We start from the raw sequence: 26,148 nt of genomic DNA on the forward strand, positions 1-26,148 counted from the left end.
CCATCGGGAGCCTCAGGGCTCCCGCAGGCTTTCGTCCAACCCCCGGATCAGCGGATAGAGGAAATACGAAATCACGCTGCGCTCGCCGGCGTGAATTTCTGCTGAGACGGTCATGCCGGGCAGCAGCCGGAACGTCGCCGGAACCTGCTTGAGTTGATCCTCTCCCAAGGCAATCCGTACCCTATAGAATGCGGCGCCACCCGCAGGATTGGCGTCGGCTGGCTTAGCGAAGGAGTTCTCGCTGATCGAGATGACCTTACCCTCGATCGTGCCATGCTCCTGAAAGGGGAAGGCATCAAACTTAATCCTCGCCGCGTCGCCAATGGCCAGATGGCCAATGTCATTGCTGGCGACGGTGACTTCGACCTCCAGCGGCACATTGAGTGGCACCAGCGTGATCAACGGCTCGGCTGGCTGCACCACTGACGCAACGGAGCGCTGGGCAACCTCCAGAACAGCGGCATCGGCGGGGGCAACTAGTTCCGACATGGAGCTACGCAGATTGACCTTCCGCAGCTCTTCGCCTGCGCCAGCCTGCTTGTCCTCAAGATCAACGAGGGCCTCCATGGCTAGCCGACGATAGTCCTCGATATAGTTCTGCCGTTCGGCCCTGGTCTGCTCGAGCTGTTGCACAGCCTCGGCATACTGGCCGCGCACCTGCGTGAGCGTTACCTGAATATCGAGGCTCAGATCACGGCTTTGCATGAAATTGAGACGCGAGCCATTGCCGGCATCGGCCAGCGTTTCGTGCATGGTCTGGATTTCCTGCAGGCCCGTCAGCCGCTTGTCCAACATCGCCTCTTGCGCCTTGGACGCCTCTAGCGTCGCGTTGACATGGGCGATCTGAGCGTCGAAATCCGCAAGTTTGGCTTGATAGGCGGCATAGCGCTGCGCTGCGAGTTGGCCCTGCATTTGCGCCTCAGACGAAGCGCCAGCAGGCGCCACGTAGCGCGTGCCCGCCAGCTCCGCCTTGATCCGGTCAATTTGAGCCTTGAAGCCCGCGAGCTTGGCTTGCAACTGCCCGGAATCGGCTGAGGCAAAGGTGGGATCCAGTGTGGCCAACAATTGCCCTTTGTGGACGATGTCGCCAGACTTCACCGAGATCGTCCGAATGATCGACGTTTCGAACGGCTGCATGACCAGCGTTGGCTCAGACGTCGTGAGCTTACCGGGCGCCACGACGATCTCGTCGATATTGGACACGCTCGCCCACCAGATGCCGCAACCAATGGCAGTCGCCACCAGGTACAGCGTCAGCCGCGCTGTGATAGGCGGCTTGCGCTCTTCCAGTGCAATCGCATCAGTTTGAAAATCCATCACCGCAGCCTGTGCGGCGGGCTTTACCAGGATGAGTTTGGGTACCTTCGTGGCTTTTGCCGGGCGGACGATTTTGGGTTGAGCACTCATCCGACAAGCTTCATCTGCTGGTTCCACAGGTGCCGATACGTCGTGCAGCGCGACACCAGCTGGCTATGTGGCCCCACATCAACCAACCGCCCGCGATCAACAACCAGGATCGCATCCGCGTCGGTGAGCATGGACAAGCGATGGGACACGATGATCACCGTGCGGCCCGCCGCGATGCCTTTGATGCTGCGTTTGACGATGGCTTCGCTCTCTGGATCGAGAGCGCTCGTGGCCTCATCGAGAATAAGGATCTTGGGGTCGGTGACGAGCGCCCGGGCGATGGACAGTCGCTGGCGTTGCCCGCCGGACAGATTCTCGGCCCCCTCCTCGATCAGCGTGTCATAGCCACGCGGCAATTGCTCGATGAACTCGACGGCGCCAGCCAGTTTTGCCGCCGCCACGACCTGCTCGAAAGTCGCGTCAGGCTTGGCTGCCGCGATGTTGTCGCGCACCGTGCCCCGAAACAGGAAATTATCCTGCAGCACAACGCCGACACTCCTGCGCAGATGATTGAGGTCGAGCTCGCGCACATCGTGCCCGCCAATGCGGATCAATCCCTGCTGGATCGGATACAAGCCTTGGATCAAACGCGTAACCGTACTCTTACCGGACCCACTTCGCCCAACCACGCCCATAATGCTGCCGTCAGGCACCGAAAAGCTGATGTCGTTGAGCGCAAAGGCCCCATCCTGCCGATAGCGAAACGCCACGTTCTCGAAATCTATCCCACCGGCCAGATCTGGCCGGAGGCCTTCGGTGCGGCCCGAGCGCTCCTCTTTCTCGTTCATCACGACGCCGAGCATGCGAACCGAGAGCGCCACTTCCTGGTACTCGTGCACCATAGTCACGATTTGGACGAGCGGTCCTGAGACGCGCCCAGCCAGCATATTGAACGCGATCAGCGCTCCGACCGTCATCATCCCGTCGAACACCTGCAACGCACCGACGCCGATGATGGCCACCCCCATCAGCTTTTCCAGCAGGCCAGTGACCGCTTGGGCGGTAATCGAAATGGTTTCGACCTTGAACCGCGTATTGATTGTCTGCGCCGACCGGTCATCCCATACCCGCCGCTGCAAGGGCTCCATCGCCAGCGACTTCAGCGTCCGCATGCCGTGGACGGTCTCCACCAGCAGACCCTGCCGCTCGCCCTCAGCCGCATAGAGCGCCGCAAGCCGCTTGCGAAATGGCGCGACAAGTAGCGCCACCACCAGCCCGATCAGCGCGCTGAATCCGAGCACGATCATCGATAATGTCGTGCTGTAGAGCAGCAGCACCGGCACGAACACGAATAGCGACAGCGCATCGAGCAGCGTCAGGAACAACCGACCCGTCAGAAACTCTCGGATGCGGCTGGACTGCTGCATGTGTTTGACGAGGACGCCGGCCGAAGCCTGCTCGAAAAAGGTGATCGGCAAGTCGAGCAGGTGTTTGAATGTCCGCGTGGCAACACGAATGTCGATGCGGTTCGTTGCGTAGATCAACAGGTATCGGCGCAGGAAAACAAACATCGCCTCGAACAGCAGCGCGACGCCAACACCCACCGCGAGCACCGACAATGTCGAGTAGCTTTGGTGAACCAACACTTTGTCGATCACGAGCTGGAAGAAAATCGGCGTGGCCAGCCCCAGCGCGTAAAGGAAGAGCGCCGCCACAGCGACGTCCATGAACAACCGCCTCTGCTGCAATATCTCTGGAATGAACCAGCGAAAGCCAAAGGGTTGTTCGGGATCCGCCAGGCGATAGCTGCGCTTGGTCAGCAACAGGTCGCCGTTCCAGTGCTTGGCGAACTGGTCAAGCTTGACTTCAATTTGCCCGCCCGGCGCTTCCGCCAGCGGATCATAGAGGCGGAGAACGGCTTCCCCTCCTTCGCCCAACTCAGCGCCCAGCACGGCGACCCAATTGCCATTTTGAAGTCGGGCCAAGGCCGGATAGGCCTGACCAAGTCGCAAAATGGCCTTTTGGTTGACCTTGGTGCGATGGGCTCGCAAACCGGCGTCGCGCGCCATGCGCAGCATCAGCTCAAAGCTGATGCCTTCGTCGCGGATCGCATAATCCGCAACCAATCGCTCGGCATTGCCATCAAACCCGTGATGCCGCAGCGCTACCGCGAGGCATTCAGGGCCGGTTTGAACCTGGGGACCCATGGTGGACGTGGCGCCACCGCTCAGACGAAGTTCGGCGAGGCGTTGTGGTGTGCGCTGCCATTGGCCTTGCCCGAGGCAACCGGCACGACCACATCGTCATTGCGGCGAATGGCGCCAGCCTCGATCAGCCCAGCCATTGCCTTTTGCAACACATCAAAGCTGTTGGCAAAGCCTTCCAGCGACATAACGATGCGCTGGCGATGTTCCGGCACAGGCTGGCCCATATCGTCGCGCATGGTGGCGGATAGGCTCACCAAATCGAGCCGCACCACAGTCCCGGTGACGGTGATTTCGCCGATGGCGTCAGCGTAGAGTTCGCCTTGCATAATAGCTTTCCTTGCGTTCGAACTGGCTCAGGACGCCAGCGATCCGTTGAAGACGACGTCGACATGGTAGTTGGTGGCGTTGTAGCTACTGGTCGGAAATGCGCTGGTGCTGCCATACGCATAAAGCCCATTGCCGCCACTAGTTGAGCTGGATGGCGCAGTGAGCGGCCCGGAGGTGACAGCGGACGCGAAACCACCCGCCGAAGCGGAGTAGTTACCGTTGCTGTGGTAGGAGACCACGTAGGTGTTGCCTGCCGTAACCGAGATCGGCGTCGCGAACGAGGCAGTCTGCCAGCCGCTCGCGGTCTCGTTCTGAAACGTCAACGTCCCCAAATTAGCGCCCGCCGCACTCCACAGCGTACCCGTATGGGTGCCGGTGTTCTGTGCGCCCTTATAGAAGCGGATCCCGGTGATGGTGCCGTTCTGGCTCGTGGTGAATTTCATGCCCAGTTCGACACTGTTCGGGTCGTTCACCGCTGCCGTTGTCGGCGTCGCGCTGCTCGGGAATAGCGAGATCCCCGTGGCCGGTGCAGCCACCGTCAGCGATACATTGGCCGTCGCCGTGCCACCGCGACCATCAGAGATCGAGTAGCTGAACCCGGCGGCGCCGGAGTAGTCAGTCGTGGGCGTGAAGGTGATCGTATTGGTCTGCTGGTTGAAAGCGACAACGCCATTGGACGCACCGCCAACGCCTGTAACCACCAAAGGATCGCCGTTGGCATCGCTGTCATTGGCCAGCAACGTCGCCGCTGCGACTTGCAGCACGGTGTTCCGCTGCGTCACCAGGCCGGTGTCATTGACCGCCGTCGGCGCGACATTGGCGCCTTGCTGGTAGACGACGTCGACCCAGTAGTTGGTCGCATTGTAGCTATTGGTCGGCAGCACCGTGCTGGAGCCGTAGCTGTAAAGGCCGTTGAGGCTCCCGGGCACGCTCTGCGTCGCGGTAAGCGCCCCGTTGGTTGTGGCCGCGCCGAAGAAAGCACCGGTAGCCGAATAGTAACCGGTGGGGGCGTGGTAGGAGACGATGTAACTGCCGCCCGCCGCCACCGCGATCGGGTTGCTGAACGTGGCTGTCTGCCAACCAGACGCACTTTCATTGGTGAAGGTGACTGTGCCTAGTTGCGCACCTGTGCTGCTCCACAGAGTGCCGGTATGCGTGCCGACATTCTGTGGACCCTTGTAGAATTTGATACCCGTGATCGCGCCCGCTGAGGCCACAGTGAACCGCATGCCGAGCTCGACAGAGCTGGTGTCATTGACCGTCACATTGGCCGGCGTCGCGCCACTGCCGAACACGGAGCTCCCGGTCGCTGGTGCATTGACCGCCAGGGACACACCAGCCGAGGCCGATCCGCCCTTTCCGTCTGACACCGAATAGGTAAAGCCAGCAGCGCCTGTGTATCCGGCATTGGGCGTAAAGGTCACGATGTTGGTTTGAGCATTGAAGCTGACCGTGCCGTTGGTCGCACCGCTGACGCCAGAGATGGTCAGCAGGTCACCATCAGGGTCGGTGTCATTGGCCAAGAGGCTCGCCGCAGCGATCTGCAGGGCCTGCCCGGTTGTCGTCACATAGCCGCTATCATTATTGCTCACCGGAGGACGGTTTGGGGCTGCCAGAACGGTTAGCCCAACCGTCGCCGATGCGGTGCCGCCCTTGCCGTCCGAGATGGCATAGATGAACGACGCCGTGCCGAAATAGCCAGAAGTCGGTGTGAACACGACGGTGTTGGCCTGGGCGTTGTAGACCACCGTGCCATTGACCGCGCCGCTCACCCCCGTAATCGTCAATGGGTCGCCGTCAGGGTCAGTGTCATTGGCCAGCAAGGCGGCGGAACTGAACGTTAGCGCCGTGTTGAGCGGCGTGGTCTGCCCGCTATCATTGACGGCGACTGGGGAGCGGTTGACCGTACCCGTCGAGGCGAGCACGACGTCCACCCAGTAATTGGTGCCGTTATAGCTGCTGGTCGGCATCACATTGCCGGTTCCATAGGTGAAGACGCCATTGCCTGCAGCGGGCGCCGTCAGCAGGCCGCTCACATGATCGGTCGTGAAGTAGTTGGGCGATGTCGCGTAGTTCCCATTGCTATGGAAGCTCGCGACATAGGTGGTCCCGGCGCTGATCTGCACAGGGCTGCCAAATGTCACCGTTTGCCAGCCGCTGGCGGTTTCATTGGCGAACACTGCCGAAGCCAGCAAGGTGCCGGTGCTGCTCCAGAGCGAGCCCGTATGTGTCCCGAGGTCGGTAGCGCTCTTGTAGTATTTGATACCGGTGATCGTCCCGGCTGCTGAAGCGACGAACTTGACGCCTAGATTGACCTGAGCCGCGTCGTTGCTCGACAGGTTCGTGGGCGTGTTGTTGGTGTTGAACAGCGAACTGTTGGTGACAGCAGCCACCACTTCCATGTTGACTAGGGCCGAGCCGGTGCCACCGCGACCGTCGGAAATCGAATACCCAAAGCTCGCCTGGCCGGTGAAATTGGCGTTGGGCGTAAAAGTGAGCGTCTGGTTCTGTGCGTTAAACACCACCGTGCCGCCAGAAGCCGCGCCCGCGCCAATAATCGTCAGCGGGTCATTGTTTGGATCGGTGTCATTGGCCAGCAAGGTGGCGGCCGAGAACGTGATCGGCGTGTTGCGCTGGACAAGAAAGCCGTTATCGTTCCTCGCTATCGGCGGATCGTTGGGCAAAGCCACGCCGCTATAGATCACGTCGACCCAATAGTTCGTTCCCGCGGTGTTATTGAGCGTCGGGAACGCATTCTGGTTGGCGTAGACATACTTGCCACCCGTCGCCGTCAGCGCGCCACGCGTGACGGGACTGTCGAAGTAACCTGCGGTAGCCGCGTAACCAAGCGATCCAAAGTAACTGGCGACGTAGCTGGTGCCGGCCTGGATCGAAATCGGCGTGTCGAAGATGACCGTCTGCCATCCGCTCAGGGTTTCGTTTTTGAAAGTCGCCTTTGCAAGCAATGTCCCAGTAGAGGTCCACAGCGAGCCTACATGCTCGCCGGTATTGCCCACGCCCTTGTAATAGCGCAACCCGACAATGCTGCCAGACTGGCTAGCACTGAACGTCACGCCAACATTGACGGGCGTCGTGTCGCTGACAAATGGCCGGGTCGGCAACTCATTGGCGGCAAACAGATTGCCCGATCCGCCTTGGTCAACGTTTACGGTAATGCCCGCGCTGGGGGTTTCAAGATTGACGCTGTCGTCAACGGCCCGCGACAGAATGGTGTAGGTCCCACCCACAATCGGGGTCCAACTATAGGTCCAGGTGGCAGCGCCGGACGCGCGATGCCAGGAGACGCCGCCATTGGTCGACACCTCAACCACCGCCACCTTGCCACCACCGGTATCGGTTGCCGTACCGGTGATCGTGACCGTCTGGGCCGCGGTCAAAGCGCCAGCGGAGGTTGGTGAGGTGATCGTCGTTGTCGGAGCGGCGTGATCGGTTGTTTGCGCCGCGACCGCCAGGCTTTGCATCAGCGTTGCCGGCTGAACGCCCATATCAGCGAACAGATTGACCATCGCCTGCTGCACATTGGGATCGGTCGGCGTCGGCTCGTTGTCGTGGTGGCTATCAAGCCCCCACGACCAGTAGACCGTGCCCGCACCGAAGACCAAGGCGCCGCTCGGGGCGCGGTAAAGGGTCAGGCTGTGCGACGCCGTACCCGGTCCCACAGCGTTGCCATAGTCCAGCAACAGTGAGTTCACATCCACCGTAGTCGATGACAGGGGCACAAGCCCTGTTGGCCTGAAGCCATTGTCGAGATCTGAGTTCCACTCGTAGCCCAGGAGGTTCTTGGTGAGCGTGTAGACCTCGCCGGGCGCAAGGCCAGCTACCGCGGTGTTGCTCCAGAAGCGCAGCTGCGACATGTCATAAGGCACATTGATCGCATCGAGCCGATAGGAGTCGACGGTGAAGATCGTGCCGGTCAGGCTGTTCTCTGGCTGTCCCGATCCATAGACGGGATCGCGCCAAGTCGATGTCGTGCCCTCGACATCCGAATTGGCGTTGTCCCAGCGTTCCTTGTAGGAAACGAGAGTCTTGTAGGGTGTCCCCGAGCCGTCGATACTGGCTTCCCAGCGGGTCTGCCAATAGACTTCGTTGCCACTCCAGAACTGCAGATTCACGCCCGCATCACGTGCTGCCTCGACATTGGCGCGCTGCTCGCCGGACCAGTACTCGTCATGGCCAACTGACAAGAACACCTTACTGTTCAACAGCTGCGCCGCGTTGGCGGCTGTGTCGATGCCCGAGATGTAATTTACGTCATAGCCGTTCTGCTCGAGAAACCGGATGGCGGGGTATTCGACGCCGAACACGAAATCCTGCGGTCCCGCTGAGAAGCCACCATCTCGCGTGATGATCGGCCGGTTATAGCTGACCGCGCTGGCCCGGCCCGCATGTCCTCCGGCGTCAATGCCCCCGTAGAAGTTGTAGCCGCCCCACCAGTTGTAGGCCTGCCAGGTCGTGTCGGAGGTCTGAAAGGTTATATCGCTTGGTGCCTCGTCATCGCGCACAATGAACGGGATCATATTGGCCCCGCCCGAGCCATCCAACCGCGTCAACTTGGCGAAATAGACGCCAGACACCGCATCCTGTGGCACGGCCCATGAGGCGGACACAGACCAGTTCCCGGCATCAACCAGTTTGGTTGTGGGATCAAACAGCGGCAGCGGCTGGGCTTGCGCCGTCGTGAGGGTGCGATTGATCGTGTCGACCTTCCGCGCGCCCATGCCGCCATAGTAGCCAAGGCGATAGATATCGATCTGGTAGTTCTTGGAGTCTGTGTTGATCTTGAAATCGACGGTCTGCCCATGGTTCAGGGTAAACTGGGCGGCATAGCCTTCAATGGTGGCGTCCGCCTTGCCGATCATCCAGACGCTTTCGGGCGTGCCCTGCTTCTGGTTTTCCAGCACAATCGCGTTCGTCACGGCAGCCGCAGGCGCCATTAGCCCCTTGGCTTCTGGCGCGGCGCTCGACACGGTCAGGGATGGCGCGATCGCTTTGACGCTCACGGCCTCCTCCGATGAATCAAAGAACATCAGCGTCCGCGACGCGTAACCCGTCGGTTGCCCATTGGATGCCGTCGGCCCGCCAGTGCGGATCGAACACATGGTGCAAGCGCGACCGGTACAAGAGCCACAGGGCGTCGTCGCGGCAGCCGAAACCCAACTGCCGCGCCAATCCGCCAAAGCAGTTGAAGGCGCGATTTCACTTGGCGGCGCAACGGCCTCCGCGCTCTCGGGCATAACTGGCAGCGGCGTGTTTGGAGTGGAGGGTTGGCTCGTGGTGTTTGGGACCGACGCTCCGGACGAAGTCGCACTTGGCGGAACATTCAGCGGAGCCGAGGTAACCGGGGGCGGCGTCAGTGCAGGTTGCGGCGCACCTGACGTCGGAGCGGCAGCAGAAGCGCTCGATGGTCCGGCGACGAACGGCTCGACGAACGACGGTACCGTTGCAAAAAACCGCCCACCAGTACTCGAAGGCTGCGCAGAAAATGCGCGGCGGAACACGTTTCCGGCCCCACCATGGTCCTGCGGCGAAGCAAGCGGCGCGGCGTCCCAAACAGACTTAGCCTCGCTCCGATAATTGGTAACAGCCTTGCTCCGTTGGGACAGGCGCTGCCGGTGCATCTTCGTTGCGGCGGCGGTCTTCGCGACCGTGCTGAACTGGGTACCAGGTTGGCTGCGGATGGCGGTGCTGTACGTTTTCATACGAGTCCCCATGAGCTTACGTGCACGAGGTTTGCACGCGAGACGGGGTGCCGAAATCAATCGAAGGATTATTGCCGGTCTAGTTCGCCGACCAGTTTCGGATCTGCCGGGATCAAGGCAACCCGCAGCGGCAAGGCAGCGGCATCCTTGCCCGACAGAAGCGGGTCGCCGAACAGCGGCCACGCAATCCCGATATCGGCATCATCCCAGCGGATCGAGCGTTCCAGCGAAGGCTGATAGTAGGCGTCAGCCTTGTAGAGCACCTCGCAATCGCTCAGCGCCAAAAACCCATGCGCAAATCCCGGCGGGATCCAGAGCTGCTTGTGGTTCTCTGCTGACAGGGTGACCCCGGCCCACTGCCCTAGGGTGTCGGACTGTGGCCGCAAATCCACCGCCACATCAAAGATCGAGCCCTGTAGCACCCGCACCAGTTTGCCCTGCGCGCCTGGCTCCAATTGATAGTGCAGCCCGCGCAATACGCCAGCATGCGATATTGAGTGATTGTCCTGAACAAACGGCCGTCGATAGCCGGTAAGCTCAGTAAAGAGCGCATCGTTGTAGCTTTCAAAGAATGCGCCGCGCTCGTCCGCAAGTACCCGCGGCTCCAGCACAACCAGCCCTTCGAGTTCCAGCTCAATGGCGTTCACGTCAAAAGCGCCTCTGTCGCGAGGTTGCGCAGGTATCGCCCATAACCGCTGTTTTCGAGTGGGGCGGCCAGAGCGAGCAATTCGGCGGTATCAATCCAGCCCTGTCGCCAGGCGATTTCCTCCGGGCAGGCGATCTTTTGCCCCTGCCGGTGCTCGACCGTCGCGATGAACTGCCCGGCCTCCAACAGTGAGTCATGCGTGCCGGTATCCAGCCAGGCATAGCCACGCCCCATGATCTGCACATGCAACCGGCCACCATCGAGATAGAGCCGATTGAGATCGGTAATCTCCAACTCGTTGCGATGCGAAGGTTTCAGGCTTTTGGCGAGCGAGACCACATCAGGGTCGTAGAAGTACAGCCCTGTTACCGCGTAGTTCGATTTCGGAACGGCGGGCTTTTCTTCGATGCCGATGACAACGCCGTGCTTGTCGAACTCGGCCACGCCATACCGGCTGGCGTCATCAACGTGATAGACGAACACCGTCGCCCCGTGATTGCCCATATCGGCCCGGTTGAGCAGCGCCGGGAAATCATGCCCGAAAAACAGATTGTCCCCCAGCACGAGGGCACTGGCGCGCTGGGCGATGAAGTCCTCGCCAATCAAAAATGCTTGCGCCAGACCGGCCGGGGTCGCCTGCTCAGCATAGGCGAACGAAACACCCCACTGCTCTCCGCTGCCCAACAGGCGACGGAAACGCGGCAGATCCTCTGGCGTCGAGATAACCAGCATATCCCGAATGCCCGCCAACATCAGCGTGGTCATCGAGTAGTAGATCATCGGCTTGTCATAGACAGGCAGCAGCTGCTTGGACATTGCGAAGGTGGCGGGATGCAGCCGTGTGCCATTGCCCCCCGCCAGAATGATGCCACACCGGTTCATGCTGCCACCAATTCGGCAACGGAGCGCGCGATTCCGTGCTGCCAATCTGGCACCGTTATGCCGAACGTCTCGCGAAGCATTTGCATGTCCAACCGCGAATTCAGCGGCCGTGTGGCGGGAGTGGGATAGTCTCGCGTGGGAATTGGCGTGATGGAATCGGCCTCTAGCGCGAGCGAAGCACCTAGCCTGCGCGCCTCCGCAATGATGTGCAGGGCAACATCATACCAGCTCGCCGCTCCCGCCGCGGCCAGATGATAGACGCCATCGGGCGCATCCCCATCGATCATCTGCCGCAGGGCATGCGCAGTGATATCGGCAATCAGTTCAGCGCTGGTCGGCGCGCCGACCTGGTCGTCCACCACGTTCAACGTTGTCCGCTCAGCCGCCAGACGCAGGATGGTTCGGACGAAATTCTGTCCCCGCGCTGCATGCACCCAGGATGTTCTAAAAATCAGGTGGCGGCATCCGGAAGCTCGAATTGCCTCGTCGCCCGCCAACTTGCTGCGCCCGTAAGTGTTCAGGGGTGCCGGAGTATCGGTCTCGACAAAAGGCGCCGTCCCCTCCCCGTCATAAACATAGTCGCTGGAGAAATGGACAAGCCAGCCACCATGCCGGGCGGCAAGGCGCGCGAGGATATCCACCGCTCGATGATTGATCGCGTCGGCCTCCTGCGGCTGAGCCTCAGCGCGATCGACAGCGGTATAGCCAGCTGCATTGACCAAAACGTCCGGGCGATGGTCGTCCCACACGTGCCCTACGCTGATTGGGTCAAGCAGATTCAACGACGTGCGCGACGCCACGACGATCTCGCCAAGGGGCGCCAGCGCGCGCTGTAGCTCCCAGCCCACCTGCCCCGAACCACCCACAATCAGGATCCTCATGTGTATTGCTCGGCGACCCAGTCGCGATAACTGCCGCCCGTAACCATGGCCGTCCAATGGCGATGATCGAGATACCACTGAACCGTCTTGGCCAGCCCCGCCTCAAAGCTATGCGTCGGCGACCAGCCGAGGTCAGATTGCAGCTTGGCGCTACTGATCGCATAGCGTCGGTCATGACCCGGACGATCGCGGACCAGCACAATCTGGTCGCTATAGCTGCCATCGACCAGCGGTACATAGTCGTCAAGCAAGGCACATACGCTGCGCGCCACCTCGATGTTTTGCCGCTCTGCGCCGCCGCCGATATTGTAGGTCTCGCCGGGCACACCGCCCTGCAAAATCATGCGAAGTGCCTGGCAGTGGTCGGCTACATAGAGCCAGTCTCGCACCTGCTTGCCATCTCCATAAAGCGGCAAGTCCCGGCCATTGGTGGCGTTGTAGATCAGCAGCGGGATGAGCTTTTCCGGAAAGTGATAGGGCCCGTAATTGTTGGAACAATGCGAGATCAGCACCGGCAGGCCATAGGTCTCACCATAGGCGCGTACCAAGTGGTCAGAGGCCGCCTTGCTGGCTGCATACGGACTGTTTGGCCTGTAAGGCGAAGTCTCGATAAACGGCGGATCATCTGGCTCCAGCGAGCCAAAAACCTCGTCGGTTGATACATGCAAAAAGGTCAGCGGATTGCCCCGCTGCCAGTGCTCCAACGCCGCCTGCAGCAAATGCGCAGTGCCCACCACATTGGTATCCACAAAACCCATCGGCCCAGAAATGGACCGATCGACATGGCTCTCGGCGGCAAAATGGATAATGGCCCGAATGCCAAAATCCCCCAGAAGCGCCCGCACACGGATAGCGTCAGCAATATCGCCATGGATAAACTTGTAATGGGAGGACTGCTCCACAGCCCGCAGGTTGTCGAGGTTACCCGCATAGGTCAGCTTGTCTAGATTAACAACGGGCTCTTCAGTTTCCGCCATCCAGTTGCGAATGAAATTTGACCCAATGAATCCGGCGCCGCCCGTCACGAGAATTGTCATCTCAGCTGCCTTCGCATAATGGGCGGTCAGGTGCCGCTTAAGGCCTGACGGTACTCGTGAATTTGCGATAGCGACAATTGCCGGAGTTGCTTAGGCCCATAGAGCTAGCGCCCGACATCCACTGTCGCCACGTAAGGCGACTAGCTCGTTCTAGCCAGGGAGGACCTCACGGTGCTCACTGGCTGACGGGGAGCATCTGATGGTGGAGAACCTGCTTGGCGAGAAGCTTCAGCCAGCGCGTTGAAAACCGGGCGGTCGGCGAAATTGACAGCCCATAGTCACGGTAGCGCGCGGCAGCTTTTGTCTCTCCCCGATTGAGCGCCATGCTCGCCATCCGGAAGGCCTCGCCCGAGAAGCGATGCAGACACTCCCGCTCCAGCGCCCCGGTCGGATCGATACGCTGAGCGCCATCGGCAATGAAAATCGCCAGCGCCATGCGACGCGCCTCCAGGTCGGCGAGGCCGTCATAGGCAATCGACATATTGGTGCCGTGCAACCGGTAAACCGCTTGGTCGGCGTCGACATAGCCAACATCACCATATGCCGCGAGCCGCAGCCACATTTCCATGTCGCCGGTATGTGGCAGATCAGATCGATAGCCGCCCGCTGCCAGTTGAGCGCGCGTGCGCACCACCGCCGTCGGCGTGGGCACGATATTGTTGGCACTGGATAGGGCAATGAAGCGTCGACTTGGGAGCACGCAGGCGCCCTCGGGCGTGATGCCGCGCGTCAGGGGTACCATGGCGGCAGGCGCATGATTGTCGCCTAAGAGGAAAGCCCGGCCAAAAACGAAAGCCACCTCCGGCCGACTCTCCATCAACTGGGCAGCCCGCAGAAGCGCGCCGGGCAACAGATAGTCGTCAGCAGACAACAGCAGGAAGTAGTCCGCTGTCAGTGTCGCGATCCCCTCGTTAAACGTTGCCACATGCCCCTTGTTGGAAAGGTGCCGAGTGAATTTCACCATCGGATATTCATGGGCCAGGGCGGCGCCAACCTGGGGCGTCTGGTCGCTGGAACAATCATCGATAACCAGAACGCGCACGTCTACGCCGTCTTGAAACACCGCGCTTTCGACAGCCTGGCGCAAAAAACGCGCATAGTTGTAGCAGGGCACAACAACGTCGATAGTGATCATACCCCCTGCCCTCCACTCAGTGCGCGGCGGATCGCCTGATCCACGGCCTCACCAGCCCCTTCCCATCGCACGCCTTGCTGGCTCTCGGCCGCCGCCCGCGAGTACGGCTGGAAATCCGACATGCCGACTATGGCCTCAAGACTTCGCGACAGGGCCTGCGGCGTCGCGGGTGCGTAGTGGACATGCGGATTATCGATGACCATGCGATTGTGTGGCGCGTCGTTCAGGACAGGAATGCAGCCTGACGCGAGCATTTCGAGCGGCACCAGGGACACATTGGTCAGAGACAGGCTGAGACCGGCATAACAGGCGTTGTAGATATCATTCAGCGTCGCCGGCGTCGCAAGCCCGTGGTTCACGACGGGGAACGGCAGAGTATCCACCACCTCGCCATAAAGATGAATCTCGATATCGGGTCTTCGTGCTGCGAACAGCTGCAGCGCAAGAATACCAATCTCATAGCCCCGCCGCGCCGTACCCGGTCGGGCATAGAAAGCGATGCCGTTCCGGGGCCCACTGCGATTGAAGTAATGCTGGGTGTCACAGCCGAAATCGAAGGCGTCCGCCTCCATGGCATATTCGTCCATCAACTTCTGTTTGAGCCAGCGTCCGGCCGTGATCGCATGAAACCCCATATGGTAGGTGTTCTCGGCAAGGATGCGATCCGCGCTCACCGGATAAAAGTCCGGTTCGAAATCCTGTACGAAATAGAAGCGCTTGCCCGCATTGTTGCTTGAATAGGCTGCGTAAGCTGTCGGCCAACTGGTCGCGAAGACCCCGTGAGCATCTTCCATTGCGCCGGAAAATCGGGCCACTGGTCCGTGGAAACCGTAATAGTTGCGTAGCGCGGACACATAACCATCGATGCTGGTCAGGCGCGCATCATAAAAATAGACGCGGTTGCGATAGCCATTTTCCTCAAGATGCCGGATGATCCTGAAGATCGTCGTATGCCCACCTGAACCGGCATTGGGCGCTGTCATCAGCCAGTTTAACCAGATTGTCTCGTCGCCCTTCGGTTGCGCATAGAGATGCTGGGGCGGGTTCTCCAGATCGGCCCTGAGAATGTCCTCGTCGCGCACAATACGGCGGGCCATGCTGGGCTCAAGTGCAGTTGCGGCTTTCTCGCGCAAGCGGTCAGCCGCTCCGGATATCCCCTCATGGCGCAATATCCACGCCATCTGCTGATAGTGGCGCCAGGCATTGAGCTGACGGATCGACGACATCAAACCTGTCCCACGCCTGCGGCGGCCCGCCAACTGCTCAAGCATTTCGGGCCTTTGGGATAGCAACGGCCTCGGACGCCCCGGTCCACTTTAGCGCCGCTTCGACGCCCGCACGATGCACTTTAGAGCCCCCCACGCTGCGCAATAGCTCACCGGTCACCACCGCGAAGCGAAACAGCATGGTCGAAAAGGCCCCGTGATGACGAGAATAGTCGCGCACCCGGTTGGCGGTGAGAATGGAATACAATCGGGCGTTGCGTTGGTAGTCGCCGCCGATATGAACCAGCCTGGCCTCCGGCACATAGACAATGTGAAAGCCTGCCGCGCGAACCCGCCGCTGATAATCAACTTCCTCGCTATAGAGAAAGAAACTCTCGTCCCAGTCTCCGACCTTGGCGCGGGCCTCGGCGGACACAGCCAACGCTGCCCCACTCGCCCAATCGACCATATTGGCGTGATCGTAGACATTGCTGTCACAGATGCATTCGCCGCGGTCGAGACCGCTGCCCAACTTGGTGCCCAGTAACGCATCCGCCCAGGCGGTTGCCAGAGATGGTTCGCGCCGCAAGGAGTGATAAAGAGTGCCGTCTTCGTGCAGGATCCGAGGAACGGCCATGCCAATCCCCCGACGCTGCAACGGCGCAGCGAGCAGCGCCGCGGTCCCCGGCTCAAGGCGAATATCGGGGTTGAGGATCAGCAGATCGGCGCTGGGATCAATAGTTGCGACAGCAGCGTTGATACCCGCCGCATAGCCGCCATTGCGTCCGGTTCGAACCACTCGCGCCCCGATTGAATGGCTCTCTGCAATCGAAACGGATTCATCGCTGGATGCATTGTCGGCCACGACCACTTCCGCGAACGGGACCCCGTTCAGCCCATGTCCCAGCGTATCGAGCAAACCGCCCAACGCGTCGGCGCTGTTATAGGTGACAATAACAACAGCCAACGGGCGCTTCACGGGCCTCTGGTGTCTGGAATAGTCGATCACGCTGGCAGTGGTCACCCCAACCTCCTTGAAGTCTTGGGGCGAGCTAACCTTCTGCAGCGACTGGGGTGAATTAGAGATTTTAGGCTAAGCTCGAGCCAATCTGCTTAGCGCTCAGCGCACCCTAGTCACGACGGCTACAATCCGGGACTTGGGCGCACTCCTACTATTCATCTTCAGCCCCTGTCCGACTGATTGTTGGCTCGGACAGCCTCCTCCTAGTGTCCGGTCAAACACAGGAGGCTTAGATGGCATTCGCAGTTGATGGCCAGACGCATGATGAGGCCGCCCCCCGAAGCACTCTCGCCCAGAGCCGGCTGCTGTTTGGCCTCAATTTAGATGGCCTCTGCATGAGTGAGGCCGTCAGTCGATGCGATAGTGCCATCCAGACGCGGCAGCCCCTGCTTATCGGGGTCGTCAACGCCGCCAAGATCGTCAACATGCGACACGATCCAGCGCTGCGCGATGCTTTGCTCGACTGCAACATGCTGCTCGCGGACGGCCAGTCCATCGTCTGGGCCAGCAAGCTGCTCCACAAGCCTCTGCCGGAGCGCGTCGCCGGCATCGACCTTTTCGAAAACCTCCTTTCCCTGGCTCACGCCCGGGGACACAGCATCTATCTTTTAGGGGCCAAGCCTGAAGTTCTCACGGCACTTCAACTGACCATCGCTAAGCGTTGGCCCCGCATGCGGATATCTGGCAGCCATCATGGCTACTTCAACGACCAGGAAGCGGACGCCATTGCGCAGGAAATCCGCACCTCCGGCGCTGACATGCTCTTCCTCGGCATGGCCTCACCCAAGAAAGAAATCTTCCTCCGTCGTTACCACAAATCGCTCAACGTGCCCGTCATGCACGGCGTTGGAGGCTCATTTGACGTGATGGCGGGCCTCACGAAGCGCGCCCCGCTCGCTTGGCAGAAGCTTGGTTTGGAATGGGCGTACCGCCTGCTTCAGGAACCGGGCCGCATGTGGAAGCGGTATCTCACCACCAATAGCGTATTCATCGCCCTGACGGTCCGGGAGGCCGTACGCCCCAGTCCGGCTTACGCGCAGGACATCTCATCCCCTCAAACATGAACTCTAACCTGTTGACAGGAAACGACTATGCTCAATGAAGTATTTGGCGGCAGGCTTGCGGTAATTGGTATGGGCTATATCGGCCTGCCCACGGCGACCGTGCTGGCGACGCGCGGTATCCAGGTGGTCGGCGTGGACGTGAACCCACGGATCGTCGATGCCATCTCCCGTGGTGAAGCGCCGTTTATCGAGCCCGATCTGCAGGTGGCCGTCAGCGGCGCCGTGGCGATGGGGCGGCTGTCGATGTCGCGCGAAATGCCCGAGGCAGACGCCTATATCATTGCAGTTCCTACACCTTTTAATCCTGACCACACCGCGGACTTGTCCTATGTGCAGGCCGCTGCGGAGCAGGTCGCGGCCAAATTGCAACCGGGGAACATCGTGGTGCTGGAATCCACTAGCCCTCCGGGCACCACCGAGAAGGTCAGCCAGTGGATCGGCGCGGTCCGTCCGGATCTCAAAATGCCCCATGTGGTTGGTAGCAACGCGGATATCTTTGTGGCGCATTGCCCGGAACGGGTGCTGCCGGGCCGCATCATGATCGAGATGATTACCAACAATCGCGTGGTCGGCGGGCTGACGACGGCCTGCGCCATCAAGGCCGCCAGCATCTACCGTGTGTTCTCACAGGGCGAGATTCTGCTGACGGACGCCGCCAGCGCAGAGATGGCCAAGCTGGTCGAGAACGCCTATCGCGACGTCAATATCGCGTTCGCCAATGAGCTGTCGCTCATCACGGAATCCCTGCGGCTCGATGTCTGGGAAGTCATAAAGCTGGCCAACCAACACCCCCGGGTAAATGTGCTATCGCCCGGTCCAGGCGTCGGCGGTCACTGCATTCCCGTCGATCCGTGGTTCATCGTAGCGGCTGCACCGGACCTGGCCAAACTCATCCGCACGGCCCGAGAGGTCAACGATCACAAGCCTCACCACGTCGCCGAGCAGGTGATCAACAAGGCCCGCCGCTTCCGCTCACCAGCGATCGCGTGCCTCGGCCTGACCTTCAAAGCCAATGTCGATGACATCCGGGAAAGCCCGGCAGTCGAGGTGGTGGGATTGATTGCGGGCGCCCTGCCCGAGGTCGAAATCATGGTGGCCGACCCCTATGTGCCCGAGCTGCCCAAGGAATTGCAGAGCAACGCGAACTTGCGGTTGGTCAATGCGGGCGAAGCGGTCGACGCTGCCGATATTATCGTGCTCCTGGTGGAGCACGATGCATTCAAGGCGTTGCGCCATACGCGGCACAACGGCAAGGTCGTTTACGACACGCGCGGCGCCTGGGCCTGATCGTGGATAAGGCCGGGGACAAAGTTCACCGGCCTCGTCGCATGGCCGAAGAAATGCTCGATAGACTGCACACAACGATCTGATGCATGGCCATCGCCGTAAGGATTTACGGCCTTGGCCATTGCGTCGTAAGCGTCACGATTGGTTAGCAGACTGCTAACTTCTGCAACGATCCGGTCTTCATCCGTCCCCACCAGTTTGACCGTCCCGGCGACAACCGCTTCTGGACGCTCCGTCGTTTCCCGCATGACCAAAACCGGCTTGCCGAGGCTCGGCGCCTCTTCCTGCACGCCACCGCTATCGGTGAGCACCAGGTCAGACGCGCGCATCGCGGTGACGAAGTCGCAATAGCCGAGCGGCTCGGTGATCAACACATTCTCCAAATGCTGCAAGGCCGGCAGCAGGACTTCTCGGACAGCCGGATTGAGATGCGCCGGCAACAGGAACACCGTTTCTGGGAACATCTGCGCCAGACGCGCCATTGCCCGCGCTGCGCGTGCCATGGGTTCACCCCAGGACTCGCGGCGGTGTGCAGTAATGAGGACCGTACGCCGGCCCGCCAGCCGGAGCAGATCGCGATTGGTTGGTGGGGTGACGCGTGTGGCGACTTCAAGCAGTGCGTCGATCACCGTGTTTCCTGTCACTGCGATAGCATCGGGCTGAATGGCCTCAGCTATGAGGTTTTGTGACGAGGTTTCGGTGGGGGCCAGATGCAGGGAAGCGATGCGGGAGACCATGCCGCGGTTCATCTCTTCGGGAAACGGATTGTAGGAGTCCCCCGTGCGAAGACCCGCCTCAAGATGGATCACCGGCACTTTCTGATAGAAGGCGGCCAACGCCGCGGCAAAGCAGGTGGTGGTATCGCCTTGCACCAGAACCGCATCGGGCTTTTCACGCTCAATCACGCCCGAGACACCCTCCAGCGCGCGGGAGGTGATCCCCGGCAGCGTCTGGCGATCCATGATGATGTTGAGATCATGCTTGGGCACGATGCCGAACAGCGCGTTGACCTGATCGAGCATCTGCCGGTGTTGGCCGGTGACGGTCACGATCGGCTCCAGATTGCTAGAGGCCCGCATGGCCGCAATCAGCGGAGCAACCTTGATCGCCTCCGGCCGAGTTCCATAAACCACCATTATCCTGCGCATATCGTCATCCCTGTTCCACGCCCAGAATGGGCTTCGGGAAAACGCTAAAGGCCGGTCAGATCAACCAGAATAACTCGATATCGGTAGATATTGACATGGTCTGACCACCGCACACCCCTTGTGGGTGAGACGGCCAGATACTTGGGTGAACGGCCGCCCTTTTGAGCGTTTCCGGGGCACCGCCGCGCACAGTTAATAGGTCGTTAAGCCTATCGTCGGTGTTCTCCATATCCGAAAAATCTACCTCTCCCGCACGAAGGCCTAGGCGCCCCTTCCACGACCGTGACTCCGGCTGTCGCGGTAAATCCCTCAGCCGATTTTGGCCTGTCCGGGCGCGGATAGGATGACCGTCACCACAATACGATTTGACGGCAGCGCCAACCTTCGAGGCCCCAAATGTTCCCAACACTTCCTGAGAAGCAGCCGGCAGTGACAGCCGCATTAGCGCCCTTGCGGAGGAGCAAAATCGGCGCGGGCATCTATGGGAACGGCGGCAAGCGAATGCTGGACCTGATACTCGTGCTGATCGGCGGCGTCGTCTTCCTGCCGTTGATCCTTATCCTGGCTGCGCTGGTACGTCTGGATGGGAGCTCGGCCATCTACCGTCAGCCCCGCATCGGCAAGAATGGCCGCATTTTCCTATTATGGAAGCTTCGCTCAATGGTGCCTGACGCAGACGCGGCACTCGAGCGCTATCTCGCAAGCGATGCGGCGGCTCGCGCCGAATGGGACAGATCCCAAAAACTCAGGCATGACCCTCGCCTCACCCGCATTGGTGCCACCCTGCGGCGCTATTCACTGGATGAGCTGCCCCAGCTGTGGAACGTCCTGATGGGCGACATGAGCCTAGTAGGACCACGGCCCATGATGCCGAGCCAGCGCACCCTCTACCCAGGCACGGCGTATTACGACTTTCGACCCGGCCTGACCGGCCTGTGGCAAATCAGTGCCCGTAATGACTGCTCTTTTGCCGACCGCGCCAGCTACGACAATCTCTATGCGCAGGAGATTTCCCTCGCCACTGACCTGCGGATATTGGCCTGCACGGTCAGCGTGGTTTTGAGGGGAACGGGTTGCTGAGGGCAACTCAAGGCTGACTGCTTGTGGTGGCCGCGGCCACCCCGCCGGTGGGCCCCATCGGCAACTGCATCTGTAAGCTAACCTTCACCAGATCTCCCGGCAGCAATGGGGTGGCCTCTGTCGCATCTATAGAGAGCGACTGGCCGTCCTTGTCGCGCATGATTGTGTAGGTCAAACCCATCTGAGCCGTACGGGCCAGAGTGGTGTTTGCATCGGCTTCGGTCGATTGACGCAACATGCGCATGGTGGAGGTCTGGTTGAGCATGAGCTTTTCCAGATTGGCCTGCTCCTGCTGGAGCTGCGCCGCAGCCGCGGATTGCTGCTCGTCTTGCAGTTTGGCGAGGTCGCGCTGGGAATGGTTGAGGTTCTCGCGCGCGGTCATCGTCGCAATAACATTGTCCAGCCGCTGAGACCGCAGATCCGCCAGCACCCGCTCGGCGTCTGACAGTCGGGCGGTCGTCGCCGAACCTGAGGTCACCAGCGCCTGAATGGACTCCACCTGCTTTTCCGCACGGGCAATCTGCTCGTCGACAGCCTGGGATTTCTGGCTCAGGGCGTCGATTTCGGCGTTATACAGCTCGCCCAGCTGATCGAGGCCAGTTTGCTGCCGGGAAAGCTCGTTGGTATGGGCATCAAAGATGCGCCGTTCCTGCTCCATGATCTCGGAAATCCCCGGATCACTGGCATTGAGGGTCGGTGGAAAGGCAATTTCACTGCCACGATCAAACTCGGTCTTGAGCCGCGCCAGGCGGGCGGTCGTGCGCAGGATGTCGCTGGCGAAGCCGGTCAGGTCGGCCTGCAGCCGGATCGTCTCGGACAATCCGCCAGCGCTATCCAGACGTTGTTCACCACCAGCGACGGCAAGCGCCTGCATCACCGTCATGCCGGGACGAAAGGCATATTCACCCGGGGTTGAAACGCTACCGACCACATAGACCGGCGGATATTCGAGCACCTGAACCGAGGCATCGGGCGTATCAAGCAGTCCGAGCTTCGCCTGTAGGCGTTCTGCAATCAGCGTACCCAGCTGCTCCGCGCTCAGCCCCGCGACATCAATGGCGCCCAGAGTGGGCACGGTCAAAGATCCATCGGGCGCCACAGCAAAGTCTCCGCCCAAGGCATCCCAGCGCTTGTAGTCGCCGCTTGCGGGCTGGAACTGCACCACCGTCAGCCGCAGCTTTGTCAGCGGCGCCAAGGACATGGGAGCCGCCAAAACGCTGCCAAAAGAAACGGAGGCCAGCAGGACACCGCAAAGCGCAGCTTGGCGCGAAGCACGTTTGTGAAAGCTGAACATTGTCTGTGTCGCCCTGAGGATTGCGAAAGGTGACAACACCTTAGCGCGCGGCAGCCACGTCCATAACCGACTAGTGCGGCTTAGCTCGACGTACCTATGGAGGCCCCCACCCTCACCCGTGTTGTCGATGGTGAGCCGCGATAAGCGCGCATTATGGTTCGACCTCAATACCTTGACTGTGCAACCGCCGCAGCGGGCAGACCATGCAGGTGATCGAAGTGAATGCATTGAGCGCTATCGACTTCAAGTTCTACTTCTGGCTCTTCCTGCGGCGTTTGCCACAGTTTCTCATGGTCGCGGCGACCGTGGCGGTGATCGGCGCGATCGCGTCATTCCTGCGCCCTACAAATTATGAGGCGGCCGCCAAGATTCTCGTCGAAACCGCGCAAATCCCGGCTGATCTAGCAAAGTCCACCGTGCCAACTGGCGCCGCCGAGCAATTCCAGATTATCCAGGAAGACGTGCTGTCACGGGACAATGTCCTGTCACTGGCAACACGGTTCGGCCTCTATGCAGACCGCCCAAACATGTCGCCGGTGGAAATCTTCGACGACATGCAAAAGCGGCTCACGATTGCAGCAGCGCCTGTCGATAATGGCGGCGGTTCCTCGGCGACGGTGATCCGCATTGCATTCCGCGCCAGCAAGCCGGAGGTGGCGGCCAATCTGGTCAATGACCTCGTCACCATGATCCTGAACAAGGACGTCCAGCTGCGCACGGCGCGGGCGACCGACACGATGACCTTCTTCAATCAGGAAACCCAGCGGCTTGATGGCCTGCTGCGCGAGCTCGATGGAAAGCTGCTCGCCTTCAAGAACGACCACATCAACTCCATGCCGGACAGCATCGACTTCCGCCGCAACCTGCAGACGACGCAACAAACGCGGCTCCTCGTGCTGGCGCAGGAAGAGGCAACCCTGCGTAAACAACTCACCGACTTGCAGACCCGCCCCTTTGACATTGGCGCAACCGTGCCGGTGACGCCCGAGGAACAGAACCTGCAATCCCTTCGCCAGTCACTGGCCCAGCAGCAAGGGCTGTTTGCCGAAAACAGTCCTGCCATCACAGCCCTGCGAGCCCGCATCGCAACGCTCCAGGAACAGATCACGGGAACGACCGGCGGCGCGGACAAACCGCTCAATACCCGGGATTTTCAGATCGCCGATATCAATGACCGGCTGGCCGCCATCGCCGATGAGCGCAAGAGCATCGAACAAACGCTGGTGGACCTCGAGGCCTCGATCGCTGCGACACCCGGCAATGAAACGGTGCTGAATTCGCTGAACCGGGACCATCAGAACATTCAGGCGCAGTATGACTCGGCTGTGGCACGGCTGGCCGAAGCCTCGACTGGCCAGCAGATCGAGCTGCTGCTCAAGGGCGAACGCCTGTCGCTGATCGAGAGTGCAATTCCGCCAACCACCGCCCAGGGGCTAGGGCTCAAGATGCTCCTAGCGGCAACCGGCATCCTTGCCGTCGTGGCAGGCCTGGTTGCGGTCATCCTGCCCGAATTGATCAATCGCAAAATCCGCCGCCCGGAGGAACTCGTCTCGCGGCTGCAGATCCTGCCCTACATCACCATACCCTATGTCGAGCCTGTGGAGCCGGTACCCAGCCGCGCGCCCGCAGTGCGCACGGGTGAAGCACCTAAAGCCCAACGCACCTCAACGCGGGGCTACACCACCGGTCTCAAGGACTTTGTCAGTCACGCCCGCAGCGGCTTCCCATCCTCGTTGTTCAGGAACCAGCCATGATCTTCGATCCGCAGAACGCGGTCATGGACCGCTCCAGCAACCCGCCTCCAGTTGTCGCCGAGAACAGGATCAACTGGTCGCGCCTGCCTGCCTTACCGGTGGATCCGAGCTGGCTGGAGAGCCAGCGCATTGTCTCGTTCCAGCGTCGCCACAAGGCGGCCCTCGCCTTCGACATCATGCGCACCAAACTGCTCAAGGATGCCCGCGAGCATGGCTGGAAAACGCTTGGCGTCACTGCGCCGACAGCCGGTTGCGGCAAGGCAACTGTCGCAGCCAACCTGGCGATCAGCCTCACCAAGCACGAAAAGCTGCGTGTCGGCCTCATCGACCTCGATTTGCGACGCCCGCGCATTGCCAGTATTTTCGCGCAGAACGGGCAGATCAGCACCGAGGACTATCTGCGGGGTGAGTGCCGCGCTTCGGACTTCCTCGTCCGCATTGGCGACAATCTCGCCATCGGCGCCAGCCGAGACGCAGTCGGCCATCCTGCCGAGCTGCTGCATGGGCCGGAAGCAGCGCAAACACTGACGCGGCTACGCGATGAGCTGAACGCCGACATGCTGATCTTCAACCTGCCCGCGCTGCTGGATGGCGATGACTGCCTGGGCATGTTGCCCCTGGTGGAAACATCGCTGCTGGCCGTGGGGGCCGAATACAGCACCGTCAGCGACATCGATATCGCTGAACGCGAGCTGCAGGCCCAGACGCGGCTGCTCGGAGTTGTGCTGAACAAATGCCAGTACACCTCTGAGCAGAGCGCCAACTTCCAGGTCTAGTTCTCGCGGAAAGTCCGGCTGAAGCGTTCTGCGATCGGGCCCATCAGATAAGACCATACCGTGCGCGGCCCGGTCTGGAAGAAGCTCTCTGCCGGCATGCCCGACACCAGTTGAGCACCTTCGGGCAGCTTGGAGAGTTCGGTATCTGGCACATCGATACGAACCGAAAAGTACTGCGCTCCAGTCGTCGGGTCCTGCAACAGGTCCGGCGAGATGGTGTCCACCTTGCCTTCAAGGTCCGACGTCTTCTTGGTGTCAAAGCTGAGCAGACGAACCTCGGCCACCTGCCCCACATGCAAATTGTTGATCTGCATCGGGCTGACCCGCATATCGACAACCAGATGCTCTTCCTGCGGAATGACCTGCATCAGCGTTTCGCCAGGAGCGATAACCCCACCCACAGTGCGGATTTCGGAATCGTGGATTGTGCCGCTGATCGGCGCACGGATCTCGAGCCGCGCCAAACGGGCCTCTGCCGCGATCATCTTCTGCATCAGCTCAGCAACTTTCTGCTGCACGGTCTGGAGTTCGGTCAACGCCGAGGAATGGAAGTCGCTCACCGCTTGATCTGCCTGCATCCCGAGCTCAGAGATCGAGCTTTCAGTCGCCGAGATGGAGGCTTTTGCCGTTGCGATCTGGCCCGCGAGCTCGGCTTCGCCGCGCTTCATTTCGTTGAGGCGCTGGCTGGAAATCAGCTCCTTGCCATGGAGGGTTTCCAGCTGGCCTAATTCCTCGCGCACGACTGCTTGCTGCTGTTCATAGGCGGCCAGCTGTGCCTCATAGCCGCCGATAAGGGAGCGCTTTTCGGCCATCAGTTCCTTGAACCGCGCGACCGCGCTCTCCAGGGAGAGTTTGCGCTGCTGCCGCAGGGCCTGCTGATCGCCCATAATCACCGAAAGCGTCGGATCGGATGGCCAGTTCGCAGCGACGGCCGGCATGACCAGCGAGGCCGCGCCGGTACTCTCTGCCGTTAAACGGGCCTGAGTGCCCAGCCCCTCGCGCAATTGCGCCAGGATCACTTCAAGCTCAGCCCGCGCCGAAACATCATCCAGCGTCAGCAGCAAGTCGCCGGCCTCCACGTGCTGATTGTTCTGCACCAGAATCTTCCGAACGATCCCGCCTTCGGGGTGTTGCACCTTGCGCGCCCCACCTTCGGCCACGATGACGCCATTGGCGATCACCGCGCCCTCGACGCTCGTCACAGCAGACCAGCCGCCAAGCCCGAACACCAGCGCGCCAATAATCCCCACGCCTAGTAGCGCGTGGCGACGCAGGCTTTTCTGATTGTGATCAGCCGCCCGAACGGGATAGGCGAGCGGACTGTTAGAGTTCATGGC

At 60.7% G+C, this 26,148-nt stretch carries 19 protein-coding genes; 5 read left to right on the plus strand and 14 right to left on the minus strand.

What is annotated here, in order from left to right; translation table 11 throughout:
- Positions 1-12: 12 nt before the first annotated feature.
- From WH87_RS08100 to WH87_RS08150, 11 genes are all read right to left on the minus strand, one after another.
- The gene (locus WH87_RS08100) at positions 13-1,317 is read right to left on the minus strand and encodes an HlyD family type I secretion periplasmic adaptor subunit (RefSeq protein ID WP_245622328.1); all 1,305 of its coding nucleotides are present in this window, start codon (positions 1,315-1,317) and stop codon (positions 13-15) included.
- Positions 1,318-1,403: 86 nt separating this feature from the next.
- On the minus strand, positions 1,404-3,554 hold the full coding sequence (locus WH87_RS08105) for a peptidase domain-containing ABC transporter (RefSeq protein ID WP_046140350.1): 2,151 nt from the start codon (positions 3,552-3,554) through the stop codon (positions 1,404-1,406).
- A gap of 20 nt (positions 3,555-3,574) precedes the next feature.
- Positions 3,575-3,880 carry a hypothetical protein gene (locus WH87_RS08110; RefSeq protein ID WP_046140351.1) on the minus strand — a complete coding sequence of 102 codons (306 nt, stop codon included), beginning with the start codon at positions 3,878-3,880 and terminating at the stop codon, positions 3,575-3,577.
- 27 nt (positions 3,881-3,907) lie between these two features.
- Positions 3,908-8,902 (minus strand): DUF4082 domain-containing protein, encoded by a 4,995-nt coding sequence (locus tag WH87_RS08115; protein ID WP_245622329.1) that lies wholly within the window; start codon positions 8,900-8,902, stop codon positions 3,908-3,910.
- Positions 8,903-9,669: 767 nt separating this feature from the next.
- The gene (gene rfbC / locus WH87_RS08120; protein ID WP_046140352.1) at positions 9,670-10,248 is read right to left on the minus strand and encodes a dTDP-4-dehydrorhamnose 3,5-epimerase; all 579 of its coding nucleotides are present in this window, start codon (positions 10,246-10,248) and stop codon (positions 9,670-9,672) included.
- Positions 10,245-11,129, minus strand: coding sequence for a glucose-1-phosphate thymidylyltransferase RfbA (rfbA, locus tag WH87_RS08125; RefSeq protein WP_046140353.1), 885 nt, complete (start codon positions 11,127-11,129; stop codon positions 10,245-10,247). The genes rfbC and rfbA overlap by 4 nt, the downstream gene beginning before the upstream one ends.
- On the minus strand, positions 11,126-12,010 hold the full coding sequence (rfbD, locus tag WH87_RS08130) for a dTDP-4-dehydrorhamnose reductase (protein WP_046140354.1): 885 nt from the start codon (positions 12,008-12,010) through the stop codon (positions 11,126-11,128). Before rfbD ends, rfbA begins: the two co-directional genes overlap by 4 nt.
- Positions 12,007-13,047 (minus strand): dTDP-glucose 4,6-dehydratase, encoded by a 1,041-nt coding sequence (gene rfbB, locus WH87_RS08135; RefSeq protein WP_046140355.1) that lies wholly within the window; start codon positions 13,045-13,047, stop codon positions 12,007-12,009. The genes rfbD and rfbB overlap by 4 nt, the downstream gene beginning before the upstream one ends.
- A gap of 175 nt (positions 13,048-13,222) precedes the next feature.
- Positions 13,223-14,182, minus strand: coding sequence for a glycosyltransferase family 2 protein (locus WH87_RS08140; protein WP_046140356.1), 960 nt, complete (start codon positions 14,180-14,182; stop codon positions 13,223-13,225).
- Positions 14,179-15,408 (minus strand): rhamnosyltransferase WsaF family glycosyltransferase, encoded by a 1,230-nt coding sequence (locus WH87_RS08145; RefSeq protein WP_082092563.1) that lies wholly within the window; start codon positions 15,406-15,408, stop codon positions 14,179-14,181. Before WH87_RS08145 ends, WH87_RS08140 begins: the two co-directional genes overlap by 4 nt.
- Before the next feature lie 37 nt (positions 15,409-15,445).
- Positions 15,446-16,411 (minus strand): glycosyltransferase family 2 protein, encoded by a 966-nt coding sequence (locus WH87_RS08150; RefSeq protein ID WP_245622330.1) that lies wholly within the window; start codon positions 16,409-16,411, stop codon positions 15,446-15,448.
- A gap of 230 nt (positions 16,412-16,641) precedes the next feature.
- On the opposite strand from WH87_RS08150, the gene WH87_RS08155 reads away from it, so the two are divergent.
- Both WH87_RS08155 and wecC read left to right on the plus strand, forming a co-directional pair.
- A complete protein-coding gene (locus tag WH87_RS08155) occupies positions 16,642-17,472 on the plus strand; it encodes a WecB/TagA/CpsF family glycosyltransferase (RefSeq protein WP_046140358.1) in 831 nt (276 codons plus the stop codon).
- 27 nt (positions 17,473-17,499) lie between these two features.
- Entirely contained in the window at positions 17,500-18,759 is a 1,260-nt protein-coding gene (gene wecC / locus WH87_RS08160) for a UDP-N-acetyl-D-mannosamine dehydrogenase (protein WP_046140359.1), read from the plus strand.
- On the opposite strand, the gene wecB is transcribed toward wecC, so the two are convergent.
- On the minus strand, positions 18,732-19,907 hold the full coding sequence (wecB, locus tag WH87_RS08165) for a non-hydrolyzing UDP-N-acetylglucosamine 2-epimerase (protein WP_046140360.1): 1,176 nt from the start codon (positions 19,905-19,907) through the stop codon (positions 18,732-18,734). The genes wecC and wecB overlap by 28 nt on opposite strands.
- Positions 19,908-20,303: 396 nt before the next feature.
- Here wecB and WH87_RS08170 point away from each other — a divergent pair, with 396 nt between their 5' ends.
- Entirely contained in the window at positions 20,304-20,987 is a 684-nt protein-coding gene (locus WH87_RS08170) for a sugar transferase (RefSeq protein WP_052726606.1), read from the plus strand.
- A gap of 7 nt (positions 20,988-20,994) precedes the next feature.
- Here the strand turns inward: WH87_RS08170 and WH87_RS08175 are convergent, their stop codons facing one another.
- Positions 20,995-22,188 (minus strand): polysaccharide biosynthesis/export family protein, encoded by a 1,194-nt coding sequence (locus WH87_RS08175; RefSeq protein ID WP_197410757.1) that lies wholly within the window; start codon positions 22,186-22,188, stop codon positions 20,995-20,997.
- 311 nt (positions 22,189-22,499) lie between these two features.
- On the opposite strand from WH87_RS08175, the gene WH87_RS08180 reads away from it, so the two are divergent.
- Together WH87_RS08180 and WH87_RS08185 are read left to right on the plus strand one after the other, a co-directional pair.
- The gene (locus WH87_RS08180) at positions 22,500-24,035 is read left to right on the plus strand and encodes a GumC family protein (RefSeq protein WP_156458156.1); all 1,536 of its coding nucleotides are present in this window, start codon (positions 22,500-22,502) and stop codon (positions 24,033-24,035) included.
- The gene (locus WH87_RS08185; RefSeq protein ID WP_052726608.1) at positions 24,032-24,811 is read left to right on the plus strand and encodes a CpsD/CapB family tyrosine-protein kinase; all 780 of its coding nucleotides are present in this window, start codon (positions 24,032-24,034) and stop codon (positions 24,809-24,811) included. Before WH87_RS08180 ends, WH87_RS08185 begins: the two co-directional genes overlap by 4 nt.
- On the opposite strand, the gene WH87_RS08190 is transcribed toward WH87_RS08185, so the two are convergent.
- On the minus strand, positions 24,808-26,145 hold the full coding sequence (locus WH87_RS08190; RefSeq protein WP_046140362.1) for an HlyD family type I secretion periplasmic adaptor subunit: 1,338 nt from the start codon (positions 26,143-26,145) through the stop codon (positions 24,808-24,810). The genes WH87_RS08185 and WH87_RS08190 overlap by 4 nt on opposite strands.
- Positions 26,146-26,148: the final 3 nt, after the last annotated feature.

The organism is Devosia epidermidihirudinis (genome assembly GCF_000971295.1).
Lineage (GTDB): Bacteria > Pseudomonadota > Alphaproteobacteria > Rhizobiales > Devosiaceae > Devosia > Devosia epidermidihirudinis.